The organism is Paenibacillus sp. MCAF9 (assembly GCF_052114265.1).
Classification (GTDB): Bacteria; Bacillota; Bacilli; order Paenibacillales; family Paenibacillaceae; genus Pristimantibacillus.
On record NZ_JBFREL010000047.1, the window covers coordinates 1 to 26708 of the forward strand.

General features: G+C 42.8%; 26 protein-coding genes and 4 pseudogenes. 9 read left to right on the forward strand and 21 right to left on the reverse strand.

All coding sequences use genetic code 11. The features are described from left to right. Positions 1–210: 210 nt before the first annotated feature. Complete coding sequence (locus AB4Z45_RS31445; protein WP_441913447.1) at positions 211–828, reverse strand: hypothetical protein; 618 nt, start codon at positions 826–828, stop codon at positions 211–213. 113 nt (positions 829–941) lie between these two features. Beyond that, a complete protein-coding gene (locus tag AB4Z45_RS31450; protein WP_441913449.1) occupies positions 942–1730 on the reverse strand; it encodes a hypothetical protein in 789 nt (262 codons plus the stop codon). A 345-nt stretch (positions 1731–2075) separates the two neighbouring features. Between AB4Z45_RS31450 and AB4Z45_RS31455 the strand changes: the two genes are divergently transcribed. Together AB4Z45_RS31455 and AB4Z45_RS31460 are read left to right on the forward strand one after the other, a co-directional pair. Continuing rightward, positions 2076–2702: a hypothetical protein gene (locus AB4Z45_RS31455; protein WP_441913451.1), complete on the forward strand. Its 627-nt coding sequence runs from the start codon at positions 2076–2078 to the stop codon at positions 2700–2702. A gap of 471 nt (positions 2703–3173) precedes the next feature. Continuing rightward, positions 3174–3410 (forward strand): leucine-rich repeat domain-containing protein, encoded by a 237-nt coding sequence (locus AB4Z45_RS31460; RefSeq protein ID WP_441913453.1) that lies wholly within the window; start codon positions 3174–3176, stop codon positions 3408–3410. 586 nt (positions 3411–3996) lie between these two features. Here the strand turns inward: AB4Z45_RS31460 and AB4Z45_RS31465 are convergent. From AB4Z45_RS31465 to AB4Z45_RS31535, 15 genes and pseudogenes are all read right to left on the reverse strand, one after another. After that, positions 3997–4257 (reverse strand): hypothetical protein, encoded by a 261-nt coding sequence (locus tag AB4Z45_RS31465; protein ID WP_441913455.1) that lies wholly within the window; start codon positions 4255–4257, stop codon positions 3997–3999. A gap of 1053 nt (positions 4258–5310) precedes the next feature. Beyond that, positions 5311–5691, reverse strand: a pseudogene (locus AB4Z45_RS31470) (manganese catalase family protein); the annotation flags it as partial. 741 nt (positions 5692–6432) lie between these two features. Further along, positions 6433–6759: pseudogene (locus AB4Z45_RS31475) on the reverse strand (transposase); the annotation flags it as partial. 18 nt (positions 6760–6777) lie between these two features. Continuing rightward, positions 6778–7041: a hypothetical protein gene (locus AB4Z45_RS31480; RefSeq protein ID WP_441913457.1), complete on the reverse strand. Its 264-nt coding sequence runs from the start codon at positions 7039–7041 to the stop codon at positions 6778–6780. Positions 7042–7704: 663 nt separating this feature from the next. Further along, positions 7705–8223 (reverse strand): SRPBCC family protein, encoded by a 519-nt coding sequence (locus tag AB4Z45_RS31485; protein WP_441913459.1) that lies wholly within the window; start codon positions 8221–8223, stop codon positions 7705–7707. A 57-nt stretch (positions 8224–8280) separates the two neighbouring features. Beyond that, positions 8281–8835, reverse strand: a complete 555-nt coding sequence (locus AB4Z45_RS31490) for an SRPBCC family protein (RefSeq protein ID WP_441913461.1) — start codon at positions 8833–8835, stop codon at positions 8281–8283. Positions 8836–8868: 33 nt separating this feature from the next. Continuing rightward, on the reverse strand, positions 8869–9843 hold the full coding sequence (locus tag AB4Z45_RS31495; protein WP_441913463.1) for an SDR family NAD(P)-dependent oxidoreductase: 975 nt from the start codon (positions 9841–9843) through the stop codon (positions 8869–8871). Positions 9844–9973: 130 nt separating this feature from the next. Further along, complete coding sequence (locus AB4Z45_RS31500; RefSeq protein ID WP_441913465.1) at positions 9974–10495, reverse strand: TetR/AcrR family transcriptional regulator; 522 nt, start codon at positions 10493–10495, stop codon at positions 9974–9976. A gap of 68 nt (positions 10496–10563) precedes the next feature. Then, positions 10564–12048, reverse strand: coding sequence for a multicopper oxidase family protein (locus AB4Z45_RS31505; protein ID WP_441913467.1), 1485 nt, complete (start codon positions 12046–12048; stop codon positions 10564–10566). 91 nt (positions 12049–12139) lie between these two features. Next, positions 12140–12658: an SRPBCC family protein gene (locus AB4Z45_RS31510; RefSeq protein ID WP_441913469.1), complete on the reverse strand. Its 519-nt coding sequence runs from the start codon at positions 12656–12658 to the stop codon at positions 12140–12142. Between the two features lie 92 nt (positions 12659–12750). Beyond that, complete coding sequence (locus tag AB4Z45_RS31515; RefSeq protein WP_441913471.1) at positions 12751–13626, reverse strand: NAD-dependent epimerase/dehydratase family protein; 876 nt, start codon at positions 13624–13626, stop codon at positions 12751–12753. Between the two features lie 103 nt (positions 13627–13729). Then, the gene (locus AB4Z45_RS31520) at positions 13730–15175 is read right to left on the reverse strand and encodes an MFS transporter (protein ID WP_441913473.1); all 1446 of its coding nucleotides are present in this window, start codon (positions 15173–15175) and stop codon (positions 13730–13732) included. A 218-nt stretch (positions 15176–15393) separates the two neighbouring features. Further along, positions 15394–15915 carry a TetR/AcrR family transcriptional regulator gene (locus AB4Z45_RS31525; protein ID WP_441913496.1) on the reverse strand — a complete coding sequence of 174 codons (522 nt, stop codon included), beginning with the start codon at positions 15913–15915 and terminating at the stop codon, positions 15394–15396. 210 nt (positions 15916–16125) lie between these two features. Next, complete coding sequence (locus AB4Z45_RS31530) at positions 16126–16524, reverse strand: hypothetical protein (protein WP_441913474.1); 399 nt, start codon at positions 16522–16524, stop codon at positions 16126–16128. 386 nt (positions 16525–16910) lie between these two features. Further along, a pseudogene (locus AB4Z45_RS31535) lies at positions 16911–17462 on the reverse strand (IS110 family transposase); the annotation flags it as partial. 219 nt (positions 17463–17681) lie between these two features. On the opposite strand from AB4Z45_RS31535, the gene AB4Z45_RS31540 reads away from it, so the two are divergent. Genes AB4Z45_RS31540 through AB4Z45_RS31550 form a run of 3 tightly spaced genes read left to right on the forward strand, consistent with a single transcriptional unit; the run spans position 17682 to position 18884 of the window. Continuing rightward, the gene (locus AB4Z45_RS31540; RefSeq protein ID WP_441913476.1) at positions 17682–18017 is read left to right on the forward strand and encodes a DUF1801 domain-containing protein; all 336 of its coding nucleotides are present in this window, start codon (positions 17682–17684) and stop codon (positions 18015–18017) included. Positions 18018–18039: 22 nt separating this feature from the next. Continuing rightward, positions 18040–18381 (forward strand): ArsR/SmtB family transcription factor, encoded by a 342-nt coding sequence (locus tag AB4Z45_RS31545; RefSeq protein WP_441913478.1) that lies wholly within the window; start codon positions 18040–18042, stop codon positions 18379–18381. A 2-nt stretch (positions 18382–18383) separates the two neighbouring features. Further along, positions 18384–18884, forward strand: a complete 501-nt coding sequence (locus tag AB4Z45_RS31550) for an SRPBCC family protein (protein ID WP_441913480.1) — start codon at positions 18384–18386, stop codon at positions 18882–18884. 531 nt (positions 18885–19415) lie between these two features. Here the strand turns inward: AB4Z45_RS31550 and AB4Z45_RS31555 are convergent. The 3 genes and pseudogenes from AB4Z45_RS31555 to AB4Z45_RS31565 form a co-directional block, all read right to left on the reverse strand. Continuing rightward, positions 19416–19727: pseudogene (locus AB4Z45_RS31555) on the reverse strand (manganese catalase family protein); the annotation flags it as partial. Between the two features lie 241 nt (positions 19728–19968). After that, complete coding sequence (locus AB4Z45_RS31560) at positions 19969–21120, reverse strand: sensor histidine kinase (protein ID WP_441913482.1); 1152 nt, start codon at positions 21118–21120, stop codon at positions 19969–19971. Next, positions 21113–21802, reverse strand: coding sequence for a response regulator transcription factor (locus AB4Z45_RS31565; RefSeq protein ID WP_441913484.1), 690 nt, complete (start codon positions 21800–21802; stop codon positions 21113–21115). The genes AB4Z45_RS31560 and AB4Z45_RS31565 overlap by 8 nt, the downstream gene beginning before the upstream one ends. A gap of 180 nt (positions 21803–21982) precedes the next feature. On the opposite strand from AB4Z45_RS31565, the gene AB4Z45_RS31570 reads away from it, so the two are divergent. Genes AB4Z45_RS31570 through AB4Z45_RS31585 form a run of 4 tightly spaced genes read left to right on the forward strand, consistent with a single transcriptional unit; the run spans position 21983 to position 26209 of the window. After that, a complete protein-coding gene (locus tag AB4Z45_RS31570) occupies positions 21983–22849 on the forward strand; it encodes a carbohydrate ABC transporter permease (RefSeq protein ID WP_441913486.1) in 867 nt (288 codons plus the stop codon). 14 nt (positions 22850–22863) lie between these two features. Beyond that, complete coding sequence (locus AB4Z45_RS31575) at positions 22864–23721, forward strand: carbohydrate ABC transporter permease (RefSeq protein WP_441913488.1); 858 nt, start codon at positions 22864–22866, stop codon at positions 23719–23721. A 10-nt stretch (positions 23722–23731) separates the two neighbouring features. Next, the gene (locus AB4Z45_RS31580; protein WP_441913490.1) at positions 23732–24850 is read left to right on the forward strand and encodes an efflux RND transporter periplasmic adaptor subunit; all 1119 of its coding nucleotides are present in this window, start codon (positions 23732–23734) and stop codon (positions 24848–24850) included. A gap of 9 nt (positions 24851–24859) precedes the next feature. Then, on the forward strand, positions 24860–26209 hold the full coding sequence (locus AB4Z45_RS31585) for an ABC transporter substrate-binding protein (RefSeq protein ID WP_441913492.1): 1350 nt from the start codon (positions 24860–24862) through the stop codon (positions 26207–26209). 212 nt (positions 26210–26421) lie between these two features. Here AB4Z45_RS31585 and AB4Z45_RS31590 read toward each other — a convergent pair. Beyond that, positions 26422–26708 (reverse strand): manganese catalase family protein (locus AB4Z45_RS31590; RefSeq protein ID WP_441913494.1); only part of this gene is annotated, 287 nt, incomplete at its 5' end.

Below are 26708 nucleotides of genomic sequence, written 5' to 3' on the forward strand. Positions count from 1 at the left end.
GGATCGTCCATCCGTTTGTTTGCTGTTCCTATTTATCAGTCTTGCATCAAAAAAATAAACGGCACAGGGCTTTTCCCATGCCGTTTCAGATTCACTTTCTATTTACGATCTTGTCTCGGAGATTAACTTAATGACATTGGCCAAGCGGCAGCCCTTTCGGTATTGAACTATCGTGTCTCGTTAACTTAACAATTGAAAGACACTTTTTTATCAATTGCCTCCAATATAAAAGACACCAATAACGGTTTTACCATCAACGTCATATAGCGGGATATCATAACCACCTGGGGGTCTACTGTTTTGTATAGCTAGAGCTTCTTCGGGTGTCTTAGGCTGCTCACCGTCTACATCTTTCTTTAGCAAATATCCCGCAGTGCCATCCATACCTGTTGCACTAATTAAATCAGGTCCCGTTTCGTAGGATGTGGCATCTGCAGCAGAACCATATGTCTGTCCGTTTTTATTTTTAGGATAGTTCATATTCTTAGGGCTAATATACAAAGAACCAATTATGTTTACTCCATCAACATCATATAGTGGGACATTACGACTAAGTTCACCGAGATAATCTTTTTTCAGTAAATACCCTGCAATGCCATTCACACTTCCTGAAAAAATTAAGTCAGGTTGCATTTCAACGGAAGTGCTTTCATTGGCAGAACCGTATGTCTGTCCATTTTCATTTTCAGGATAGCTAGGAAGATTTGTGAGGCTCTGATTAATCGTGTTTTTAGCATCGCTTTGAAACACCATAGTACCTCCCACTACGCAAATGGTTAAAACAACACCAAGAATGATTATTCTGATACGTTTCGAGTAAACACTCATTTTCTCACTCCTTAAAAGTACTCAATTGTAAATGTATGGTGGTAAACTCGCCAATTACTTATTTTATTTCAGTATTTGGAAGTTACGATATTCTGCCCGTTAGCTTAACCAATTTACGGATTCACCAAGACTTTAACATCGAAAGCCGAAAGAGACTTTAGACCAATTTTATTTAGATATGATAGACGCAATTCCAGATCATTAATCAATTCGCAATAATTATCTAATACTTGTTTGTCGAGGCAATTACGTAATTTCTGGACAACTAATAGTGATTCTGAGATCGGCATTCTCAACACATTTGAAAGGGAATTCCCCATAACCAAGCGTTCCTGTTCCAACAAGCTTTCGGTACAATTTGGACACTTTCCATGTTCGGAGAATAATTTTATTGCCCAAAGGTTTCCTTTACTAGTTGTTCCTGCAGCACGCATATATTTCAAATCGAAAACGCACCCACGATAATAGTTTTTATGTTCCCTTTTCTTGTAAACGTATGTTACAGGTTCCTTATCATATCCATAAAGTAAAATATCAGTAAATTGCTTATCTTGCTCAACCAGTGGGCTTTCAAAATCAATCCCGATCATTTTAGCCAGTTCTCTAATCTTTACAACAGGTCCGCAGTTAGTACCCGCCCATAAAAGCACAGCTCCTTTTTTAAGCGAGAGTTCAGTTGCGACCATACGACTTGAATCAATATCACCAAGGACAGTACCTGTACCGTTACATGTAGTGCATGTTGGTGTGCTTTCAGGTAAAGACCAAATGCCATTTTTCTCTCTGACCTCACCAATATTCGCATACAATGACGAAAGATGTTCTAAGACTCCGGTAATTGTACTAACAAGAGACCCTGGTCTTTTGACGTTAAACTTTCTATGGGAAAGTCCAAATTCCAATTAAAAACACCCCTTTGGCTGTTTGCTCAATACTCTTAAATTATACCGACCACTTGTTATTATGTAAATATTTACCTCTAAACTGTCCTGCCTGTTAATTCAATGAAGGACTGAATAATTAAAGGCATCCAACAATACTATTGAACCTGATTAACTAAATTCTAAAAAAAATCGGCGATAACGTTCTCTCCTACGCTCTCCGCGGAGCTGAGCATAATTTTGCGTGGTAGATGCTTTTTCATGCTGAGATCGTGAACCGACCGACAGCCCAAAGTATGTGAAATGATTGATGAGCTTAAGCTGCAATTGGGTTAGCCTCTTCATTTGGGGGAATTCGAAAGAACATTGAATACTTGGGTCACATTTCGACAAAATAACTATCTTTTTTTTGACAGAGTTCCAAATGATAGCAAGATAGTAAATAGTGGAAATAAAGCCTCTTACACGATCGACGGTATCCCGATATTTTTCAGTGCTGATGGAGTGATATCGTTTGGTCCCGCTGCAACCAACGCCCTGAATACCCAAAAAGAGTTAGCCGAGATCGATTCCATTACCAAGACAATTGCAAATATCCCTGAATTCCGTGTTGTTGGTGCGCCACCAACAGAGAAGGAATCCAAACTACCAGGGTATAAAGGATATCCAGATTATTTTGACGTCAATTATGTAGCTGCAGCAGAGAATAAAGAAGCATTGCCGCCACTGATGAGCAAGGGATGGATTTCATTATCTATGCTGTCTGAAATCGAAGGCGTAAGCAAACTTGGCAATAGCAATGCCAACATCATTACAATAGGCAAATATGTCGGCTTCGAAATGGTCAGAGTGGATATTAATTTGACAGCGGAATACAAAAAGGCGACGGATGGCGACTTTACTTTAAGTGACATTCGTATTAAGAAATACAAAGGAACCATGTATCTGAACATTGAAGATTTAATAACAGCTGGACTCATAGAATTTAATTAACACTCATTTTTTTTCAATTAGGAGTCAAATCATATCTAATTTAATCGATTGAGCTGATCATGATTGACGCTTCTAAAAAAACTAGGGCCACTTTGGCCCTAGTTTTTTGTTTGTTAGCGATTATCCACTTTCAATGATAATCAACGAATGCCAATTTAGCTGCTGAAGACCTTTTACGGAAAAAGCGCCAAGCAACAATTCCTTGAATTGGTCTTCGTCTCTTCCAAGAAGTCGAATATGGTCATCAGTGACAGATATGACCTCATAAGAAGAGCCTTCTCAAGGAATTTTGCTAGACCCTACGGTAAAAAAATATTGGAAGCATTCAAGCGGTGAGTAACGTCATAAAAGTAACGGAAGGAAACTTTAGTTGAATGATACGCGATGATGAGCAGGCGCCATGGCAGCCTGCTCATTTCATTAAACTAATGCGCAGTATAGTAAAATCGATCAATTAAAAGCCTGCTTGGCTTGCAATACGCTTCTAATTTGACGCACCTTGATTTATCTAATAATGAAATTAATGATATTGAACCACTCAAATCATTGACTAAGATTCGGGGTCTCGATATTTCAAGGAATCAGATCGTTTCAATCGAGGCTTTATCCTCGATGACGGATATGGGTAGTTTGCAAGCGAACTCGAACAAAATTGCGTCAATTGAGGTCATTAAGAGTTTTCCGCGACGGGTTTTTGTTTTCAATTAGACATGTTCTTGAGACATGTTAACGTGGCGTCCTTTTTTACGGAACTAACAAAAAAGAAATAATCAATCAAATTGTAGGTTTAGCGGATGTGTTACTCTGGCAAAAAAAGCACCATAATATTTTAACTAAAAATTACTGAACATGAATTTCCGATTTGATCTTATTTTGACTTAAAAATCTTAAAAATTTCATTAAATCATTCCTTAGCTGCACAATCTCATTGTTAGCATTAATCGTATAATCCGGCAACATCATATCCCTAACCATTTTAGTTCGTAGCCATGTCATAAAGAAAAGATCCAAAAATAAGTCTGAAATTTTAAGCACTATTTTAAGCATTGGTGGATCAATTGAAAAGCCTGCTTATTGTATTGCCCTTAGATACGCTTTTAACGTGACTGATATTTTGCGTGCCATTTTTCTGGATCTGACTGTTTTTTGTCAATGATCTTATTCTCAGAATGCAAAACGCCCAACATTGCAATGCCTGATACGGAATGTGTGATTTGATATGCTTGCATATCCTTTTTAATAACGTAGGGAAGCTTTGCTGTTTTAAATAATTTTGCGAGGTTTTCTATGCGTTCTATATAATTTTTGGCAGAAATCGAGCATGCAATACTTCATCTTTAATCTGTCCGCCGAAGGCGGGAAAAGCTGGTAAAAGTCTATCCCCTACGATATCCAGCCACGAAGAAAATCCAATTGAATTACTAGTCATCGTAACTATATTTTTGCTTTGATTATCTTTTAGCGCTAACAACGCTGATTTTAAGCGATCATAACGAACGGTAACGAAAATAAAATCGTATACATCGTCATTTTCGAGCGTATCAATGACATTCACTTTTATCGATCTAACTGTACCTTTTTCTATATATTGCAGGCCATAAACTCAATTAAGTATGGCGTTAAGGAATGGTTTTGCGGAAACCGAATCCATATGTTGTATAACAATAAAAAAGCGCGCATAAGCTTGTTTACACAATATACTCCATAAAGACAAAACCACTCCTGACACAATGGGAGTGGTTTCTTAAATTGAACTCTCTTTTTGAACTAGCCTTCTCCGTTTCCTGACACAGTAATTATTCCCACTCTTTTTATTTGCATTTCTGAGTTTTTCCACGATTTTATCTTTTCGCTTAGCTCACAACAAGTCATCAATATAATCCTTTTGATACAACACTTTTGGCGAATGCGCAGGCGAGCTGCCTTTCTTAGACATAAAATAATCCATTATGATAAATTTCAGGAGGTCTTAGTAATTAGCATGAAGAAGAAATCTAAAAAACTAAAACCGTACAAGCGATTAAAAGGCCACCACATTGTAAGTACATTTAATGAGCTTGATCTTCTGGAACCTCGTCCAAATAAGGAATTAAAGTCGTTACTCCACCAGATCTATAATTACTTACCATCTGGATCCTCTAAATGAATTCTATTCCAATTGGGTTGTCTGAGATTAAAACTATCCCAGCATCCCGATTAGAAAGAACTGCATTCCTTTTGCTCGAAATAAACCTTTGAAATTCATGATCTTCATCTTCATCCTATTTTTTGGTCTTATGGCCATACCTACCACCCATAAATACAGCTACGGTAATTCAATCCACTTTGGAAGCCACGACACGCAGTTGCATTGGAACACCTGTTTGGATAAATCATAGCTTATGGGTCAATTTAAACAAGGTTTCCGGCATGGATAAGCTACACCTGGTAATTTTGGAAGGCGTAACACTTTTCGAGCTTATCATTTTATTTTCTCTCAACATTTGGGACGTTAATTAACTATTAATAAAAACCTCGAAGCAGCCCATCATCATGATTGGCTGCTTCCTTATATTAAATGCAGGCAAAAGCAAAAACCTCCCCGCAGCACCCTGCAGAGAGGTTCCCTCTAATAAAATATCTTCTCATCCCGCTTATCCTTAAGTATTTCCACCGCTTCCCGGAACCGCAAAGAGTGTATAATCTCCCGCTCCCGCAAATACTTCAAGCTATCCTGTAAATCCACGTCATCCGTTAGATCAATCAACCACTGATATGTCGCCCTAGCCTTCTCCTCCGCCGCTATATCCTCATACAGATCCGCAATCGGATCGCCTTTGGCTTGAATGTAGGTAGCCGTAAAAGGTACGCCTCCTGCATTCTCATAAAATAAAGCACTGTCGTGGGCCACATAATGAGCACCTAGACCTGCAGCCTTTAACTGCTCAGGCGTAGCATCCTTTGTTAATTTATAAATCATTGAAGCAATCATTTCCAAATGAGCAAATTCGTTGTTACATTGTAATTAACAGTGATGATTGATTTTCCTATACACAGTAAGGCTTTTCGATTTTGAATATTTCGGTCTTAACTCCTTTTGACTATGAAGCGGCAATTCGGCAATCAAAATCTCGTCTCACGCCGGCTCAAGGAATTTTATGAATGTATAAGAACTCAGAGTAAGCCAAGTAAAGTGGTATTGGTAGCATGTGTAAATAAGCTTATTCATTGGCTCCATCTGGATCTGGAGTTATTTGTGCTTATTTTAACTAAAACATATGCTGTATACTGGTAATTTTGAAAAGCCATTGCTGGTATACTAGTCTGCGCACTGCTCCATGCTTCCCTTAGTGGTTCTCCCTCCCATGACTCTACGGGTCGGCGACTTGTGTCTCTTTGGTAATGTCGATACCGACAACAATGTGATTACTAGTGATACGTTCTATCCGTTGATTTTGAGCATTCTGTTGTTTAAATTTCATAGCAGTGCGTCCTCCTAGATAGTGAATTTTAGGGCAATTAACCCTGTGCATAATTCCATCTTACGAGGGGGCTTCACTTTTTTCAAAGCGGAAAATTAACGCTCTAAGGTAGACTTCGATACACCTGACCAAGGCGTGGACACCAATAGCGTTTAGCGGATGGGGCAGAAGCCCTTGCCGGGCAGAAACTCGGTTCTCCGTGCTTTCTTTTTGAAATACTGTGAATGAGTCAATCCACGTGATTGTGTAGTTCTACTTAAATTATTTTATTATGCTGCTTGCATAAATGCTGGGGTAGCTATCTCAGGAGAAAATGTTTCGCCCTTCTGAACATTGCTAATAAGAATTCTTGCTAATTTTCCAAGCAGTTTAAATATAGATTGTTGCTTCTTCATATGCTTGATCTGAACATTATTCTCATGCCATTTTTGGAACACAGGATTATTCCCAACAAGTTGAATCGTAGCCAGATATAGATATTTTCGCAAGGCAGCATCACCTCGTTTAGAGATAATGATCTGTCCTTTACGTTTCCCTGACGTGCTTTCAGCTAAGTTTAGACCAGCCTTACGCAATAATTGAAATCCATGAGCATATTGTCTTAGATCAACAGCTCATGAAAGAATCGCAGCAGTAAAGATTGAACCTAGTCCTTTAATAGAACGAAGCTGGTTGGCTACAGGTATTTCGCTTAGCAATTCTTGTATAACCTTTTCAATCCTATCCAGTATCGCAGAATTTCTTTCAAACTCTTGTAATAGTCGCTCCAATTCTTTCTTCGCCTCATGAGCAGCAGTCGTATCGCCTACACTTCGCTTAGCTTGTGAGATGAGCTGTGCTGCTTTCTGCATGCCTGTAGAACCACCGGCTCGCTGCATATGATCTTTCCAACTTGTAATTGCGTCTGAGACAGATAAATTCTCTACTTCCTAAGGGAAAGGGAAATACCAATAATGAGTCCTTTCAAAGAATTTTTCTGTTGTATTCCTTCAACCCATCGCATTAATTTTTCGAAGCCTTCAATCCCACAACAAGATGAGATGTAGTAATTCGTTCTATTCGTTGATTTAGTCCGTCAGATTGTTTAAACTTCATAAGTAAGAGCGCCTCCTTGATGGAATTGGGTTACGAACCCGTCGACAAACCCATCATACCGAGGCGCTCCTTTTTTGACAAAGGCCATTTCTTAGCCTTAACAGGAATGTTTAGCTTAGTGCCATTCCCAATCTAATACTATAATTTACTCTGTCCACAACTTTATTTTCTGAGTTAATACTTTATTTTGCAAGTCTAATGGTTTATTTTCTTTTAACAGCTACATCACGGGTACACCATGAAGTTTAGATGGTTAACTATTTACGTCTGGGTTATTTCCTGACTATCGTCCGTCGCCGCGATCCCTTGCGGCGAATGAAAAAAAGCCTACACCTCACAGCGTAGACTTAATCATTCGAGATTTACCGGCTCCCGATCAGCCTATAATAGATGGTATTTCCGGTCATGGTGATCGGTCTCTTTCGGTCTCTTCATTAGGGGCACTTCTAGTTGGCCGCCTCGGCCATCGTCTTGAGATTGCCAAGCCAGTCATTGAGCGAGGATATGAGTGCCGCACGCATGCCATCGGGATTGGATGCCACCGTCGGACCGTCCCAGGATTCTGTGGTCTGCACGATGACTCCTTTGGCGGTGGGCGTGATGGTCCATACATGAATTCCCTCGATGCCATGTGCTGGCCCTCCCCAAACGATGCGTCTCATGACGTCGACCTCGAAGATGGTGGAGATGATGTGTAGCCCATGTGTCTCCCACTGGAAGGTACTTCCCACCGCAATTGGACCGGATAACTGCGCCAGGGTGACGTTTTTTTGCCATTCTGGCCACTGGTTGATACCAGTCTGTATCCGCCATACGGTCTCTTGTGGAGCATCGATTTCGATAGAAAGGTCTACTATGACCTGAGCATCTCGGTCGATATCGATGTTGGTCCTTACCTCCCCCTTGACAAGTTCTTCTTTGTTTGCCGCTTCTGTCTTGCCCTTTGCTCCAAATGATTTTTCCATTTCATCCGCCTCATTTCATTTTTTTAATTAATGATTAATCAATAACCAAAATTTATCTTATGATTTATGCTCTTCGGCAGCCGTCTTGAGATCGGCAAGCCAGGTATTGAGCGATGCCGTGAGTGCTGTGCGCATGCCGTCAGGGTCAGCTGCTACAGGAGGGCCGTCCCAGGACTCAGTGGTGTGTACGAGGACTCCTTTGGCGGTGGGAGTAATGGTCCATACGTGAACTCCCTCGATACCTTGTGCTGGCCCTCCCCAAACGATGCGTCGCATAGGGTCAACCTCGCGGATGGTAGAATCGATGGGCAGCCCATGCGTTTCCCAGTGGAAGGTGCTTCCTACCGCGATTGAACCGGACAGCTGCGCCTTGGAGACGTTTTTCTGCCAAGTTGGCCATTGGTTGATGCCAGTCTGTATTTGCCATACGATTTCCTGTGAAGCCGCGATTTCGATAGAAAGGTCTACTATGACCTGGGCGTTTCGGTCGACATCGGCGATAGCCCGTTGGGAATCATTAAAACGGTTTGTAATAGCAAACCCACCAATCAAAATGATTATCAGTAAAAGAAAGCTAATCGTGAATGTTTTTAACTTGATCGATCTATTCATCCTATTTCATCTCCTAATTTATTAATTGATCAATCATTTTTGAGCAAAATCTGCCTTACTCTCCTGCAATGCCAATATAGTTGCGGTAATACCCTCTTGGAACGGCGTCACAGTAATCGGTCCGATAAACTGTTTGTATTTTTCTCCACTTAGCGTCAGCGGTTCTTCAGTTAAATAGAGCATCTCCACAACTTCTTTCATAACAGGCACGCTCATACCAATTAACGATAAACCCAATTTTTTCAAAGGAATGACCGGTTTCGCATGACCACTGGCTATTTGTGCGATCCGTACGATTTCTCGACCCGATATAAGCCCAGCACCCGGTATATTCCAGTTCTGTCCATAAGCGGTGTCTTTTCCTGCCAGTTCGGTAACCATATGAGCTGCATCCGGTAAATAGATGAATTCACGGGGAACCTTCATATTGCCGACGAAAAAGGCTATTTTGCTGGCAGCTATCGCTTCAAGGGTTGAACCTAAATACGAGGCTTCATTAGCTGTAGGTCCGTAATAATCAGGTAGACGAACAATCATGACTTTCGCATTACTCCACCTCTTACTGAACAACATCCGTTCATAATCCAGTCGAATCTTCCCCTTTTTCGTATGAGGATTTTTGGGATGTTCTTCTGTGACAAGATCCATCTGTTTTTTTCCATAAGGATAAATACCATCAATCGCTACAACTTTAATCGCAAGGCGTTCAGCCGCTTCCATCACCGATTCACCTAGGGGAATCAATTTGTTCACCATCTCATGATAAGGTACATTCGCACAATGGAATAATACGTCTGCGCCGTCTGATTGAGCTACAATATCCTCAGGACGCATGGCATCCCCTACGGCAAGTGTCAAATTTTTAGGATTTCCTAGCTTTTCAGCGAACATTTCAAGCTTCTGACGCGAACGTCCAAAAGCGATGGTAGACACCCCACGTTTGATCAATTCTTCCGTAATCGCTGCTCCCGTCCCACCCGTTGCTCCAATAACAATCGCTTTTTCCATTTTCTTCAACTCCATATTTTTTAATTTTTTATTGATTGATCAATCACTAATTAAATTCATCTTATCACCTTGCTATTGATTAGTCAATCACTGGTTTTTTTTTTTTGAAGGAGACTTTCTTTCGCCTCCCTTACGTTTCTTTTAATTCGGGCATACCTATGGCTTCCGCAATGTTACATAGCATCCCTCTGGCAAGGAATAGCATCGTTCTCTCTTCAGAATTCGGAATCTTCGCTATATGGAATGCTTCAAGCACGATTCTACGCACCTCCCGGAACCCATACAGCATGGCTTCTTGGATGGCTTCTTCTTGAATCGTCATCGCCTGCATCTGTAGTAAAATTTCCTTGCGGTAGTATTTCGTTATTTTCTCATAGGCTGAGATTAGTTCGGCTTCTAGCCGTTCCAAAGGCGCCAACTCAACAACTTGGCGGAATGACTCGATAATCCGCAACCAGGAAACCCCAAGCGCCGACAGCAACAACTTCTCTTTCGTGGCAAAGAAGCGAAACACGTAAGGCTGCGAAATTCGAACCCGCTGCGCCACCTGTGCCGTAGTGGCTCTGTAATAACCGACCTCGGCAAACACTTCTATCGCTGCTGAAATAATGTCGATTCGGCGATTAACGGATATCTTTGCGTCTTTCGTCACAATTTCGGGCTCCTTTTCTATTTAAATGGTTAAATCATGTATGCCATTCTTTATAGATTCCTCTATTTCTATAAGTCAGGAAGATTACCTGACTTGGTTCCCACCCGGTACGGCGTCGTGATGCCTACGTAATTCATCATCATACTCATACCCATCGAGGCATGCTTGAGATCGTGGCAATGTGCCATCCAAAGACCCGGATTATTGGCTTCCAACATCAGCTCGTAGATCTCACCCTTCTTTGTTAGGAGTGTATCCAGATACACCGGGCTGCCTTGCAAGGCAACACCGTCCCTGCTTAGGACGCGGAACACATGCCCATGAATGTGGAAAGGATGATCCCCTCCGCCTTCGTTGGAGACTGTGATGAGAATATGTTCTCCCATCTTTACGTCCATCGGAGGAATCTCGTGGAAGGACTTTCCATTAATGGACTTGGTGAAAAGGGTTTGGCCTAGCTTGAGCTCAAAACGCCGATCGGGCTCGATATGCAAGGCGGAGTCGTTAGGTAATGGCGTGCCGTAATTGACGAATGAGAACAACTGCCCGCCTTCCGAATGCTGCGGTTGGATTCCGCTGCCTATCATAATCGACGAGCTTTCAGGGCTCTTAATGACGACTTGGCCCGACTCCGGAACTTTGATGAGCAAATCATAACGCTGTCCCGCACCTACGGGAACAATCGTTCCATCCAACAGTCCAGGGTTGTGCAAATCATGTCCATCCATAGCCATGACCCGGAAGGGAGCCCCATCAACGCCGAATTCCATCGTTTCATTACCCGCATTGATCAACCTAAGTCTGACTTGTTCGCCCGGTTTGCCCGGGACCGACAGCCCATTCGTGCTTCCGTTCACCAGCATGGTAGAGCCCAGTTGTTGATAGAGGGCCGTCGCCTCAGTTATCGAAGGATTGCTCTCAGGTTGTTGCTTAGGCTCGATGATCACCGCACCCAGAAGCCCTTTGCTAGCCTGAATTGAACTCATCTGGTGGGAATGGTACCAGTACGTGCCTGGTGTCGTTGCGATAAATGTAAACGTAAATTGTCCACCAGGTAGCACGGCATCCTGCGTGACGCCCGCAATGCCATCCTGTGAGCATGGAACAGCGATCCCGTGCCAATGAATCGTAACACCGTCCTCGATGTCCTTGTTATGGAGCGTAACGACAACTCTATCACCCTCCGTAACGCGAAGCTCGGGACCTGGGGACGAGCCGTTGAAGGTCCAGGCGTCTGTCGTCTTTCCGTTATCCAACTTCAGTGTCGTCCGTGCCGCCGTCATATCGAACTTGCGTGTTGGACCCGATGATTCCGGGGCCGTGATCGCGGCACAGGACACCATGCCTTCTCCAGAATCAGCAGCCACCATGCTCGCCATATGCTCCATATGGGTCATTCCCTCCATATCAGCCATGTTCGCCATGTTGACCTCATCCGGCTTCTGAAGCCGCATCTGCCAAAAATAAGTAGTCACCGCCGCTACGATCATAAGAACAACGATCACAGATAGTCCGATATTGATTAGTCGTTTTACGTTTTTTCTTCTAGCCAAAGTTACTTCCCTCCATAAAATAATTTATCAATCACTAACTTTAAATTGGTTAACCCTGTTGTTTTACCGATCGAGCTAAGGGCCAATCAAATCAGTTGGCTGCCTCGGCTGTAGTCTTGAGATTTGTAAGCCAGGCTTCAAGCGAAGATTCGAGTGCTGCTCGCATCCCGTCGGGGTCAGCTGCTACAGGTGGGCCGTCCCAAGACTCCGTGGTATGCACGAGGATTCCTTGGGGAGTGGGCGTGAAGCTCCACACATGAACACCCTCGATACCGTGCGCCGGACCTCCCCATACGATACGTCGCATCGGGATAACCTCGTGGATGGTGGAGGCAATGTTCAGCCCATGAGTCTCCCAATGGAACGTATTTCCTACTTCGATCAGACCGGATAAATGCACATGAGAGATGTCTTTCTGCCAAGTTGGCCACTGCTTGATTTCAGTCTGGATCCTCCATACGGTCTCTTGTGCAGCCTCGATTTCAATGGATAGGTCGACGATGACTTGTGCTTTTCGGTCGACATCGACCGAGTTCATTTGATTAAACAACTCTTCCGTATTCTCTGAACCTATTCCGCCGTTCACTCCAACTACAATTGATTTCTCCATTTTCTTCAGCCTCGCTTCGTCTATTTATGAAATAATTAATTGCTAACTAACTTGATTTCAACCCAATGCATTGTCAGTAGGTCTGTTAATAACTATTTTTTACTTCCTTTGGATTCTTTTTCTACATACTTTTCCAACATGTGCTTAACCGATAAGGCTATCCCCTCTTCATACGAGGTTGGTGAAATCCCGTCATACGCCAAGCTAGAGGTTCCATAATCCTTGCCGGATCGCTCATAGCTTTCCAATTTAATCCTCATCTTTGGCTCATACCACTGAAGCAAACGCTGCTGCCACTTACCGATGGACTCGAACCGCGGCGCTACCTGAAAAACTGAACCCGCAAAACCAAGGAGCTTTGCTTGCGAGATCAATCCATTTCCACAGAGATGCCAATTGCTCCCATACGCGGATTCCGTCGAAGCCAGCTCATGTACATACCTGGCGGCATCATTTACGAATACATAATCTCTTCTGATGGATGGATCAATGAGCAGCTTGACGGGCTTTCCTTGAGCCATTTTGCGAAGCGCGTAATGTATAAGCGTGTTGGAAGCGGCCTGGCCATACATCTCCGGACTGAAGATTCGCATTGAATTAGGACAAGGGGCGTTCTGCGAGTCCTTCACTTCGGCAGGTCGATAGACCCCTTCCACCATTACCAATTTAGCTCCGATTGCCGCCGAGACGCTACGAACGGCTTCGAGCATTTGGTGCACCTTCTCCGGCTTGTCATCGTAGGTTAAGTAGACTCCGCAGAAAATAATGTTCACGCCGTTCGCGGCATCTAGCAGTTCGTCTGGGTTACAGACATCTCCTCTCACTGTTCGCAGAAGAGGGGTGGAGATGTTTATCTGCAGGGTTTCCAGCTTCCGTTGCGAGCCGGAAAAGGCGACGACTTCGACATTCTCCTCGATCAATCGTTGGACAAGCACCCTTTCCCAACCACTACCTGCTCTTACTACCATTGCTTTTAACATTCTGATCACTCCTATTAGGTTTTTTTACACGCTATTGCTAATGCCTTACTTGGTTACTAGTCTATACGGTGTTGGAGAACTACTTAATTGATCAATCACTAACTATTAAAGAAGGTGATTGTCGCACAACCACGAGAACCGCTATTGCCCCGATGAGTGCGAACACAGCAGCTCCGAGGAACACCCAGGAGAACCCCCCGGTTAGCGCTTTCGCTTCGGCTACCCCGATGCCAAGCAAGCGATCGATGCGAGCCGAGGCTATCGTCGTGAGCATTGCAAGTCCGATGGCGCCACCGATCTGTTGGCTCGTATTGACTAAGCCGCTTGCTAGCCCCGCTTCATCGTCCCTTACGCCGTGGACTGCTAACTCCGTTCCAGAGATGAAGGCACCTCCCAGTCCAATTCCCATCAAGATGGATGGGCCTAGCAGATTGACTGCGAACGAAGCATCGCTAGGTGAAAAAGAGAGCCAAATCAGGCCTACGGCCAGGATAATAAGTGACGCGACCAACGTCTTGCGTGTTCCCATAGCCTTGATCACAGCCGGAACGACTCCAGCGATCAAGACTAGCGAGACAGCCAGCGGGAGCTGGGTAAGGCCTGCTTTTAACGCATTATAATGAAGCACTTGCTGCATGTAAACCGATAGTGCGAAGAAGAGTCCTGTCGTTGCTCCTCCGATAAGGAACATGGCCAGATTGCCTCCCGAAACGGACTTGTTGCGGAAGATGCCTAGCGGCAAAAGCGGATTGGAAGCGCGTTTCTCGATAAAGAGGAACAATCCAAGCAGCATAACCGCCAAGCCTGCAAGTATCAGCGTCTGCGGGGACGTCCAGCCGACACGTTCCGTACCGGAGAGAGCAGCGACTAGTGCTACGATTCCAGTCGTTACCGTAACCGACCCTGACGCATCCAGACTTACTCGTTCAACGTGCTCATCCTTGGGAATAAGATAGGGAGCCGCAACCAGAACCAAAGCTACTACAGGGACATTCACATAGAACACTGAAGACCAACCAAGCGAATCTGTCAGCACACCTCCCAGCAAAACGCCCGCCGCACTACCAATGCCCGCAACCGCACCCCAGATGCCGAGCGCCTTAGCCCGATCCCGCGGATTCGTAAACAGCTTCGTAACGAGAGCCAGAGCGGCTGGGGCGAGTAGGGCAGCCGATGCGCCTTGAACCGCTCTCGCCGTAAGCAGCCAAGCTCCCGAAGTAGCCAAACCGGCCGCAGCCGAAGCTAGTGCGAATCCTGTGACCCCAATCATGAATAACCATCGATGCCCGAAGCGATCCGACAGTCTTCCTCCGAGAAGCAGTAAGCCCCCGAATGGCAATACATAAGCCGTAATGACCCAACTCAATGTATTAGTGCTCAGTTGAAGCTCGGAGCCAAGCGCGGGAAGGGCGATATTGACGATAGACGCATCGAGTACTACCAGGAATTGCGCGAGGGCCAGCGCGATCAGAGCCCACCACCTATACTTTAACGTGTAAGAATGATTCCCAGTTACCGAGTGAACATTGGAATTCATAACAATCTCCTCCTGTTATTGATTGATTAATTACTATTTTCAAAAAATTTATTCAGACTGTTTGTGAGTATGGGGTTATTCTATTTCATAACTTCGTTTATAGCGTGCCTTGATCACCTCATTAATTTGTAATTAATCAATCACTAACTTCCATAAACATACTATAACGGATTGTTAGTGATTGGCCAATAACTATTTTTCAGAGAGAAAATCTCCCCTTATCCCTTCATCAATTCGGGCAGATTAATCGCGACGGCAACATTGCACAGCACTCCCCGTGCGAGGAACAGCATCGCCCGCTCTTCAGCATTTTCCATACCTGCATCACGGAACGCCACCAGAATCATATTGCGAATATCCTTATACGCGTTGCACATCGTCTGTTGAATGGATTCCTCCCGAATGGTCTGTGCCTGCATCTGCAAGAGCATCTCATTCTGGTACATCGCCTGAATGTTCACATACTCTTGAATAAGCTTCGTCTCTAGCAATTCCGGAGAAGTCGTCTCCACCACCTGGCGGAACGATTCAATTACCCGGCTCCAAGATGCCTCCAGCGCGGCTAACAGAAGAGTTTCCTTGGTCGCGAAGAATCGGAATACGTAGGGCTGTGAGATTTTCGCCCGTTCAGCCACCTGTGCCGTCGTAGCCCGAAAATAGCCAACTTCCGCGAATACTTCGATTGCTGCGGAGATAATATCGGATTTGCGATTCACCGATGTTGCTTCTGATTTAGCCATCTTTATTCTCCTTCGATTTGAGAGTGATTGATCAATAATAAATCCAGTATACATAGGCTGCCGCAACAATGCAACTGTTTTAGACATTTCAATTCACGGGAGGCTTCTTAATTAATAAATACCAATAGCCTTCGAGTGTTCATTAATAAACTCTTCTCGGCAATTTCACTAACGTTCTGCATTAGTTTAACACTAACTATTGACCAGAAGTCAATTTATAAGATCTATCGAACCACTACTTCTCTGATCACTTATTGTCTTATTAGCTATGAGGTCCCCATTTTCATTAAATCCCTCTATATCAAAAGGAGTGAAATCTGATGAGGGTAGAAACATAAACCAGATCATATGTCCAGTATCTATTCCAGTCAGTTTTGCATTGTATTTACCTGAGCCATTGCCCTTGATTTTGACTAATATGCTCTTTATCGATGGATCCAGGACATCCCCAATTACCATAGGAAAAGGTGTTGAGATATTTGCTACCGTAGACATACTCATATAATTTAACACAGACTTTTCTAAATTAGGTGACTTGCTACCACCAATTCCGTACCCGCCACCCCAAGCCCATTTCCAACCAAGCCACGTTTTTCTTACATACTCCACCTGAAGATCGCTTCCATCTTGTTGATAAAATCGCTTTATGAATAGAATAATGCCCCCTTTTACAGGTTCTCGGTGAATGACTTGCATGGATGGAAAATGACGAACTTATGAATTGCATCTTCTGGTAACTTGCTTAGTGGGATGCGCATCGTTTCGTTCAGTCCCAGTGCGTGTAACATCCTCAAGTCCGATAAGCCTCCAGAAGTATCATTAACAAAAGCAAGTGCTTATAACAGAATGGCAGAAGAAATAATCACTCCAACAGTGATCCATACGAGTCGTATTTGCCTGCGTAGTATTGGCATTCCCCTCACCTCAATCTTATATTTGATGTTTATCCTTTATGAGTTATTAGATGCCAATACAACCCCAAAATTTCCCAAATAAGGAAAACGGATGTCGAGCCAACGCACAATGCGGTCCTGCAGTCGAACACTGTTCGCGACCCAAAATTCTCGGTCACTCATTATGGTCCGTAAGCGTTGAAACACAAGCGATTGACGCGTGTAATCATAGTAGAAGCCCCGACTTACTGAATCTGCGATGACAAGTGCATCTTTGGGGTCGTTCTTTGATGAGCTGTTATCTCGATTTTCTTTATTTCGCTTCGTCGCAGCAGGGTTAACCATGACCACATGTAATCCCTTATCTGATAACCAGTTAGCTAGGTTAAACCAGTAATGACCGGTTTGTTCCATGCCGATGATGAGCCTCTTTAATCGATGTTTCTGTTGTAGTTCGGTTATCCAGCGGCTTAATTTTTCAAAACCTTCGATAGAATTCGAAAACGAGAGATGCCGTTTTGAAATGACGATTCCTCGGAAATTTGTGGACTGTGCCACGTGAGTTTCTTTGGCCATGTCAATTCCTATGACAAGATGCGAGGTGGTAATTTGTTCAATCCATTGATTTTGTGCGTCTGACTGCTTAAACTTCATAGTAAGAGCGCCTCCTTGATGTGTTGTAGACAAACCCATCATACCGAGGCACTCCTTTTTTGATAAAGACTATTTCTTAGCCTCAACAGGAATGTTTAGTGCAACAGTCGTTTAGTTCAATACACTATTCCCTCTAAAGTATGCATTGACAGGAATATTCCTATGTGGTTATATTTGATATACGAGCAAAAAATATGCCAACTGGAGGGAAACGAAAGAATGAATCAGGAAGTTACAGCCTATATTGAAAATTTGCCAAAATGGCAGTCCAACATCAGCTCTGCACTGCGGAATCTAGTGCATGAGACAATTCCGGCGGTAGAAGAACGAATTCAGTATAAGAAGCCACATTTTCTGAAAAATGGACATTATGCTGCCGTTATTTCGCCTTCTAAAGATGCGATTGCATTTATGATTATGAATGCAAACGGAATAGAATTTCCAAAAGCATTCGATGGTCCTGCCGAACGAAAGTGGATCAAATTACGGGAAGGCGATTCTGCGGATCTTTCAATGTTGTCGGAGCTTCTCAAACAAGCTTCCGACACGCTGTAAAAGCCATAATCGGGAGGGAACCATGAATACGACAACCTTGAACGCACTTGCGGAACCCACCCGATTGAAGATCGTTGATCTTTTAAGTAACGGTCCCCTTTCAGTCGGTGAAGTAGCGGATCGACTTCAGCTTAAGCAACCTCAGGCATCCAAACATTTAAAATACTTGCATGAATCGGGTTTGGTTGACATGCGGCCGGATGCCAATAAGCGCATTTGCCACCTACGACTAGAACCGTTGATGGAATTAGACGGATGGCTGGGATCCTATCGCAAATTGTGGGTAGACCGCTTCGACCGATTAGCAGACTATCTAGAGGAATTGCAGAAGTCAAAGACAATACTTAGATCTGAGGAGGAGTAAGAATGAGCAACCCAAAAGGAGTTTTTCTGAAACGTGAATTTAACGCTCCGCGCGAGCTGGTGTACAAAGTGTGGACCGAGCCTGATCACTTCGGCAACTGGTGGGGCCCCCAGGGATTCACCATTGAAGTCGTTAAGATGGAAGTGCGTCCAAATGGAATGTTTATCGGATGTCAGAAGTCGCCGGACGGACAGCATGTCATGTGGGGCAAGTTTGTTTACCAAGAGGTTCAGCCACCTGAGAAGCTGATATGGGTCCAATCTTTCTCTGACGAAAATGGCAACACCATCCGCGCTCCGTTTAACCCACAATGGCCTCTTGAAATCTTGAACATCCTGACGCTTGAAGAAGTCGAAGGTAAAACTATCCTGACGCTTCAAGGCGGACCACTGAATGCGTCCGATGAGGAACAGGCCGCATACGATGCAATGGCACCGATGGCCGTACAAGGTATGGAGGGAACGTTCGAGCAACTGGCCAAGTATCTGTCCACACAATTATAAAAAAATTGATATCATCCACACTTTCCGCGTGCCAATAATGGTACGCGTTTATTTTGACGTGACTGCTATTCTGTCCGAAAGTTTAACCACAGAGGGAGCAGCTGCCACGGCGGCAGACTACTCCCTGATCGCTGAACTATGTTTCCCGTTAGCATTCCTGTAGAGGCTAAGAAATAGCCTTTGTCAAAAAAGGAGCGCCTCGGTATGATGGGTTTGTCTACAACACATCAAGGAGGCGCTCTTAAAGGGTTGAACGACCTGGTACGTCCTTCGGTTTTACATCATTCCATCGAATTCGGTTTGCTTCCAACTCTTCTGTGTACACCACTGCGTATAAGCGTATAACTGAAATTCCGCTTAGCTCCAGATGGACTTGTGAACTCAATCATATTGTAAGTGTAGCGGATGTGTTACTCTCGCAAAGAAAGAGCCATAATAAATAGCCGTTCCACCACACTCATCTTCCCGTTAGCTTAACATCAGAAGGCAAAAGCAAAAACCTCCCCGCAGCACCCTGCAGAGAGGTTCCCCCTAATAAAATATCTTCTCATCCCGCTTATCCTTAAGTATTTCCACCGCTTCTCGGAACCGCAAAGAGTGTATAATCCCCCGCTCCCGCAAATACTTCAAGCTATCCTGCAGATCCACATCATCCGTTAGATCAATCAACCACTGATACGTCGCCCTAGCCTTCTCCTCCGCCGCTATGTCCTCATATAGATCGGCAATCGGATCGCCTTTGGCTTGAATGTAGGTAGCCGTAAACGGTACGCCGCCTGCATTCTCATAAAACAAAGCGCTGTCATGAGCCACATAATGAGCACCTAGGCCAGCAGCCTTTAACACAGTAAGGCTTTTCGATTTACAATTTATAAGATTTTTTCCTTGTGAATATAAAGTCGCAACTCGATAACCAAAATCGCGTATCACGTTTGCTCAAAGAATTTTATGAAAATAAACTAAAGGTAAGCCAAGGCTGTCGTTTCAGAATGGCAGCCTCATTAATATTGTTAAGATAAAGGTCTGCGAACCAGCCATGCCTTACACTAGGTAGTCAATTTTCAGGAGAACTGTGAAACAGCGGCTATATAGTTAATATGACATTAAAGCAAGTTCCGCCATCCTCATTATCAGTAACGGTAATCAAACCATTATGTTTTTTGATAATACTATCAACAATCGAGAGCCCTAAGCCCGCACCCGCTACTTGGCGGGAACGCGATTTATCAACACGATAAAAAGGCTCAAATATATGCTTTTTATTGTTTTCAGAAATACCGACACCTGTATCTTTAATTTTAATTGAAACTTGTCCCTTGCTTAATCTGTTTACCATTACCTCAACCCTGCCGCCACCGTCCGTGTTGTACTTAATTCCATTTTCCACTAGGTTATAAAAGGCACGATACAATAAGTCCGTGTTTCCAGTAACGATACTATTATCACAGTCTAAGATCAGAGCAACATTTTTATCTTTAGCTATGTGAGAGAGCTCTGAAGTAATATCCTCAAAAACATCCTTTAAACAAATACTGCTAAACTCACCGTTATCATCCATATTCGTCATATCTAACAGGTTACCGACGAGACCTCTCAAGCGCTGGGTCTGCTTTTCAATAACAGAAATAAGTGTATCATATTCCTGTTTAGTATGATCCTCTTTCTTGTTAAATACATCAACCTTTGTTTGTAACACAGAAAGGGGTGTTCTAAGCTCGTGTGCAGCATTTACTGAAAATCTTCCCTGCATCATAAAAGCATTAGCCAGTTTGTCCGTCATTTCATTGAATGTGACAGTAAGCTCTGCAATTTCATCCTTTGTAGGCGGCACAGATAATGTTTCAGATAGATTATGCACATTTATGTTTTTCACCTGATCGTTTAGTGTATTAAGTGGTTTTAATGCCTTACCCGAAATATAGTAAGTTAAAAATCCACCGCCAACAATAACAAAAATCATATATATAATGCTCTGAAATCTAAAATCCATTCTTGCTTGTCGGGAATCTTCAGATGGAACGGGAGTGATTATACTGCTTGCCGGTGATTGCGGAATTTCATTAATTCGTCCATATTCGTCGATTTCTTTTGCCGGCATTACCAAATTCGCATCAATTCTTGAAGCCATTAGATAAGCTGATAAATTAAGTATAACGGTAAGGCCTACACAACAAACAGTCAAAAGTGCCACAATCATAGCCGTAAATCGCAAGCGAATTGGCGTTTTTTTAAGCATTATCATCACCAGCCATATCTGATAACAAGTATCCCTCGCCAATTTTCGTTCCAATGGGGTCATAGTTTAATATAGCTTTCAGCTTTTTTCGGAGAGTTGCAATATGAACCCGTATAGCACCACTAAAGCTATCCGCATTCTGATCCCAGATATGTTCAATCAGTTCTTCTTGGCTAACCACTTTATCCTTGTTAAGCAGGAAATATTCAAGCAATGCAAATTCTTTTTTTGTAAGTGATATTTCGTTTCCATTAGCAACTGCAATACGCTTTGATAAATCCACTTTAATTGCACCGCAGCAATGTATACTACTTTCTTGCACAAACCTTCGCCTTAACAAATTTCTTATTCTTGCTTCCAACTCAGCAAAATCAAATGGCTTCCCCAAATAATCATTTGCACCAATATTTAAGCCCATTACCTTGTCATTAACACTACTTCTTGCACTGAGAATAAGCACCTTTAATTCCGGCCTTTCATCTCGTATCCTAGCTAAGACCTCAAGCCCATCTAATTTTGGAAGGTTTAAGTCAAGTACAACCAAATCGTAATTTACTTCATATAAAAGCTCGTAAGCTGCTTCACCATTGTCACAAGTATCAACAGCATAACCATCTATTCTAAGGCCATCAGCAATCGCTTCTAGCAAATCAAGCTCGTCTTCTACAATAAGTATTCTCATACTTAAATCACCTCTTTCCTATTGTACCTAAGTATAGGTTAAATCTATGTTAAGTATTTCATTTAACATAAAGAAATTCACTTAACAGAGATTTAACATCGTTTGTTATACGATAGTTGCATTAAGTCTAGGAGGAACAAAAAATGTATATTTTAAAAACCGAAAATGGATGGGGATGCTATGAGAATATCAAATTTAGCTCGTAAAGAGATTCTTGTAGCTTTCTGCTTTCTTGCTCCGAGCTTGATTGGTTTTGCTCTATTTTATTTAATTCCGTTTGGTCAAAGTATTGTATTTTCTTTTGAGAATCCAAGCAGAGAGGCCGGGTTGTCACTTGCCAATTATGAGAGCCTAATAACTAGTTCCTCCTTTCAAACGGCAATGGGAAATACATTCTGGTTTACTATTATTGGCGTTCCCATTCTTATTATACTTTCGCTTGCTCTTGCCATGCTGCTTAACAAACGAGTCTTTTTACGAAACTGGCTGCGCACCTCATATGTGCTTCCGCTGGTTGTTCCAGTAGCCTCCATTGTGCTCGTATGGCAGATTCTATTTGATTGGAATGGTTTTTTAAATCAAGTATTGGAGTGGCTTGGAGTCGATCGGATCGATTGGATGAAATCAGAGTGGGCGCAAAGCGTCATTATCGTTATCTATGTATGGAAAAACATTGGCTATAACATGATTCTGTTCTTAGCTGGGCTACAAAATATTCCTGATCAATATTATGAGATAGCAAACCTAGAAGGAGCAAGCTGGGCTCGTAAGCTCCAGATCACCTTGATTTATTTATTGCCGACAGGATTTTTAGTTATACTGATGTCCATTCTGAACTCTTTCAAGGTATTTCGAGAAATCTATTTAGTTGCAGGTGACTATCCACATGACAGCATCTATATGCTTCAGCACTATATGAACAATATGTTCCTATCGCTCGATATTCAGAAGCTGTCGGCTGCAGCATGCTTGATGGTGCTCTGCATTCTAGCCATTGTGCTCATACTGTTCCAAGTTGAAAAAAAGTTCCGTTCGTTTATGGAGTAAAGGGAGGTGTGTAGATGAACAAACAACACATAAAAACACTGCTACTCACTATCTTCTTAACCGTAATCGCACTTGTTATGCTGTTTCCTGTTGTACTAACAATTGTAAGCTCCGTGATGACGGAGAAGGAAATTATGCTGAATTACGGCATGCTAGGTAGTACGCAGATAAATGATTTTGCGAATTTGAAGCTGATTCCAGATTGGGTTTCGTTCGAGCAATTTTTTAAGGTGCTGATTTCAACTTCACAATTTCTCCGTATGTTTTGGAATTCTGTATTCATGGTGGTTCCAATTATTATTGGTCAGGTCGTGGTGGCAACACTAGCGGCGTTTGCATTTGCAAAGCTGCGATTTCCTGGCAGAGACGCGTTATTTATTGTGTACCTAATAACGATGCTCATGCCGTTTCAGGTCACACTTGTACCGAATTACATTATGTCTGATCGATTGGGGCTTATTAATAGTCCGAGCTCCATTGTTTTACCAGGAATATTTGCGGCGTTTGGCGTATTCCTGCTCAGACAATTTATGCTCCAGATTCCAACTGCTTATATGGAGGCTGCCAAAATGGATGGAGCAGGTTATTTCCGTTCCTTTATTACGATGGTCCTGCCAATGGTGAAACCTGGCATGGCAGCGCTCGTTGTTCTGCTGTTTGCAGATTACTGGAATATGGTCGAGCAGCCACTGATCTTTCTACAGGATGCCGCTTTGCAGCCCTTGTCCATTTTTCTATCTCGCTTGCAGGAAGATGCGCTTGGGGTATCATTTGCCGCTGCGGTCTTGTATATGATGCCTATGATTCTCTTGTTTCTGCTTGCGGAACGGTATTTTATTGAGGGCATAGAGCTATCTGGAATAAAAGGATAGGGGAAATGAGATGACAAGCATATCTAAGCAACAACGTTTAACGGCTGTTTTGTTTATATTGTTCTTTGCGGTATTGGCGGGCTTGACTTTCTTTAGCAGTACACTCGAAACGATGATGCTGCCCAAAGTGATTACGGAGAAGCTAGCTTCTAAGCCATTAGTTCATCAGGTTAACGGGAGTGGCATTTTAACGCCTCGTAAGCAGGTAGAGTTGATGAATGAGAGTGGCTCCAAAATTTTGAAGGTGCATGTAAAAGAAAATGAAAAAGTTAAGAAGGGTCAAAGGCTCGTGACATTCGACAGCTCTGAACTCGATGAGCAGATATATCAAGAGGGAATGCTGCTTAAAAAGCAAAATATGAATCGGGAGGTGCTGAAGGAGAACTTAAAGAATGCTCTGCAAGGGGGTGATGAGCAAATCATTGCCAAAGCTAAGCAAGATTTCGAACTGGATAATATGGATCTTGAATTGGTGCAAAGAAAATTAAGCAAGCTGCGTAAAGAAAAAGCAGACAAGCAAACGCTCACAGCTCCCTTTGACGGTAAAATTACAAAGATCATTGATGAGGACAGCATGAATGTCTCACAAGGCGGGTCAATATTAACGCTTATGGATAGTGGAAAGGGCTTCGAATTTTCATTTGCTGTGAATTCGGGGAATACGGCATTATTCGAGAGGGGGTCCAAGGTTTCTATTCGATTGGAAAAAGACAATAAATTTGTTGACGGTAAAATTCAAGAGATAAAAACTGCATCTAAAGAAAACAATGAAGATTCCGGCGAAGATGCAACCATTGAATCCAGTTATCAGGTTGTCGTTTCCATCACTGATGATGTCCTTCAAGGCGGAGAACAAGTAAGTCTAGATATAAAGAAGGAATCGAATGAAAAAGGCTTTGTGCTACCAAAAAAATGGGTTCATAAAGATGCAACAGGTAGCTTTGTCTATGTAGTTGAGGAGAAGAAAAACTCGCTCGGCAATACGTTCAATGCACGCAAAGCTTATGTTTTAACAGGTGATTCAACCGAGGATGAAATCGTAGTAGTGAGCGGGTTAAGTCCAAAGGATGAGATCATTATTGAATCAAGTGAACCACTGCAGGAAGGTAATCGAATCCGAATATATTGAAGGGAATGAATGAATTTGAATAGAAAATGGATATTGGCCTTATTAGCAATGATAGTCGTATTATCGGGATGCTCTAGCAGCAACGTGGGATCAGGTGGAGGTGGAACATCTGATAAAGATTCAGGCCAAAATGGCAAAACGATTGAGATTGCACTGATGTCGGCACATCCTTATTTGGATGAAGCAATTAAGCAATATAAAAAAAAGCGTCCAGATATCAACATTGAACTTAAAGAGTATAAAGCTACACCTAAAATAGAGGAAAATACATCGAGTGAACCATTAACAAAGAGCGATATCGAGAAATATGTACAAACGGTCAGCACGCAGTTGATGTCTGGCAAAGGAGCAGACATTATCGTAATGAATGAATTGCCGAAGGACAAATATGTAGCCAAGAACATGCTGATGAATTTCTATGATCTGATGGACAAAGATTCTGACTTTGATCAAAATCAGTACTATCAGAATATCTTTAAACATTCCCAGAATGGAGATGGTTTGTATGCAATGCCTTTCTCATTTGCCCTTGACACATTTACGGGAAATAAAGATTTGTTAGAGAAAGCTAATATTGAAATTAATGATCAAACGTGGACATGGGATGATGTGAAAAAGGCCTTAATGCAGCTCAAGGAACAAGCTGGCGAGGATTATGTAGGATTTCAGAATCTATTCCCAGTTCAACTGTTATCGGAGTATATAGAGGCTAATTATGATAAGCTGATTAATCAAGGTCAAGCAAATTTTGATTCCGATCTGTTTCGAAATATGATGAAGCAAATCAAATCGATGTATGATGAAGATGTGCTTAGTGCCGAACCTAATTACGAATATGTCGAATCCTTGTTCGGCAATGCTAACATTCTGGATCCAACCACAGGCCTGTCACAAGTGCTTGATCCAAAGTTTAATATATACCAAAAGCCAACTGTAAATGGACAAAATAACGGAACGCCATTTAAGTCGTATTTCACTCTAGGCATGAACAGCAAATCTAAGGTTCAAGATGAAGCTTGGAATTTTATTAAATTCATGCTTTCCGAGGAAATGCAAACTTCACCAATCGTAGGGGGTTTTGCGATGCACAAGGGAGTTGTAGAGAAACAGCTCAAGGATGCCAAGCAGCAGGCAATAGCGGGTACGCTTACTGGACAGAAGTTTGATGCTAGTACAATAGACAGCAAGATACAACAATTGCAAAAACTCATTGATGGAGCGAGTACAAATTTATCTAGTGATTTCAAGGTCATTTCCATTGCGGTTGAAGAATTTGATTCCTATATGAGCGGACAGAAATCAGTTGAAGATGTCAGTAAGTTGATTCAAAACCGAGTCAACACTTACATTAACGAGTAAATAAAACGACCTAATAGAGCTAGATAAGACGTGACATCCTATGTATCCAGATATGTATAAACGGGACAGATCCGGAGTCTCTCCCTGCACTAGAACACACAACCCAGCATTCAGTGAATGCTGGGTTGATGTGCTGCTTGTGCTATTTATGACACTTATAGTGATTTTGTCCTTTTGTGGTAACATTCATCACATTGCAAATGAATCTCAGTTTAATAAAATATCTTCTCATCCCGCTTATCCTTAAGTATTTCCACCGCTTCCCGGAACCGCAGAGAGTGTATAATTTCCCGCTCCCGCAAATACTTCAAGCTATCCTGCAGATCCACGTCGTCCGTTAGGTCAATCAGCCACTGATACGTCGCCCTAGCCTTCTCCTCCGCCGCTATGTCCTCATACAGATCCGCGATCGGATCGCCTTTCGCTTGAATATAGGTAGCCGTAAACGGTACGCCTCCCGCGTTCTCATAAAACAAAGCACTGTCGTGGGCCACATAAT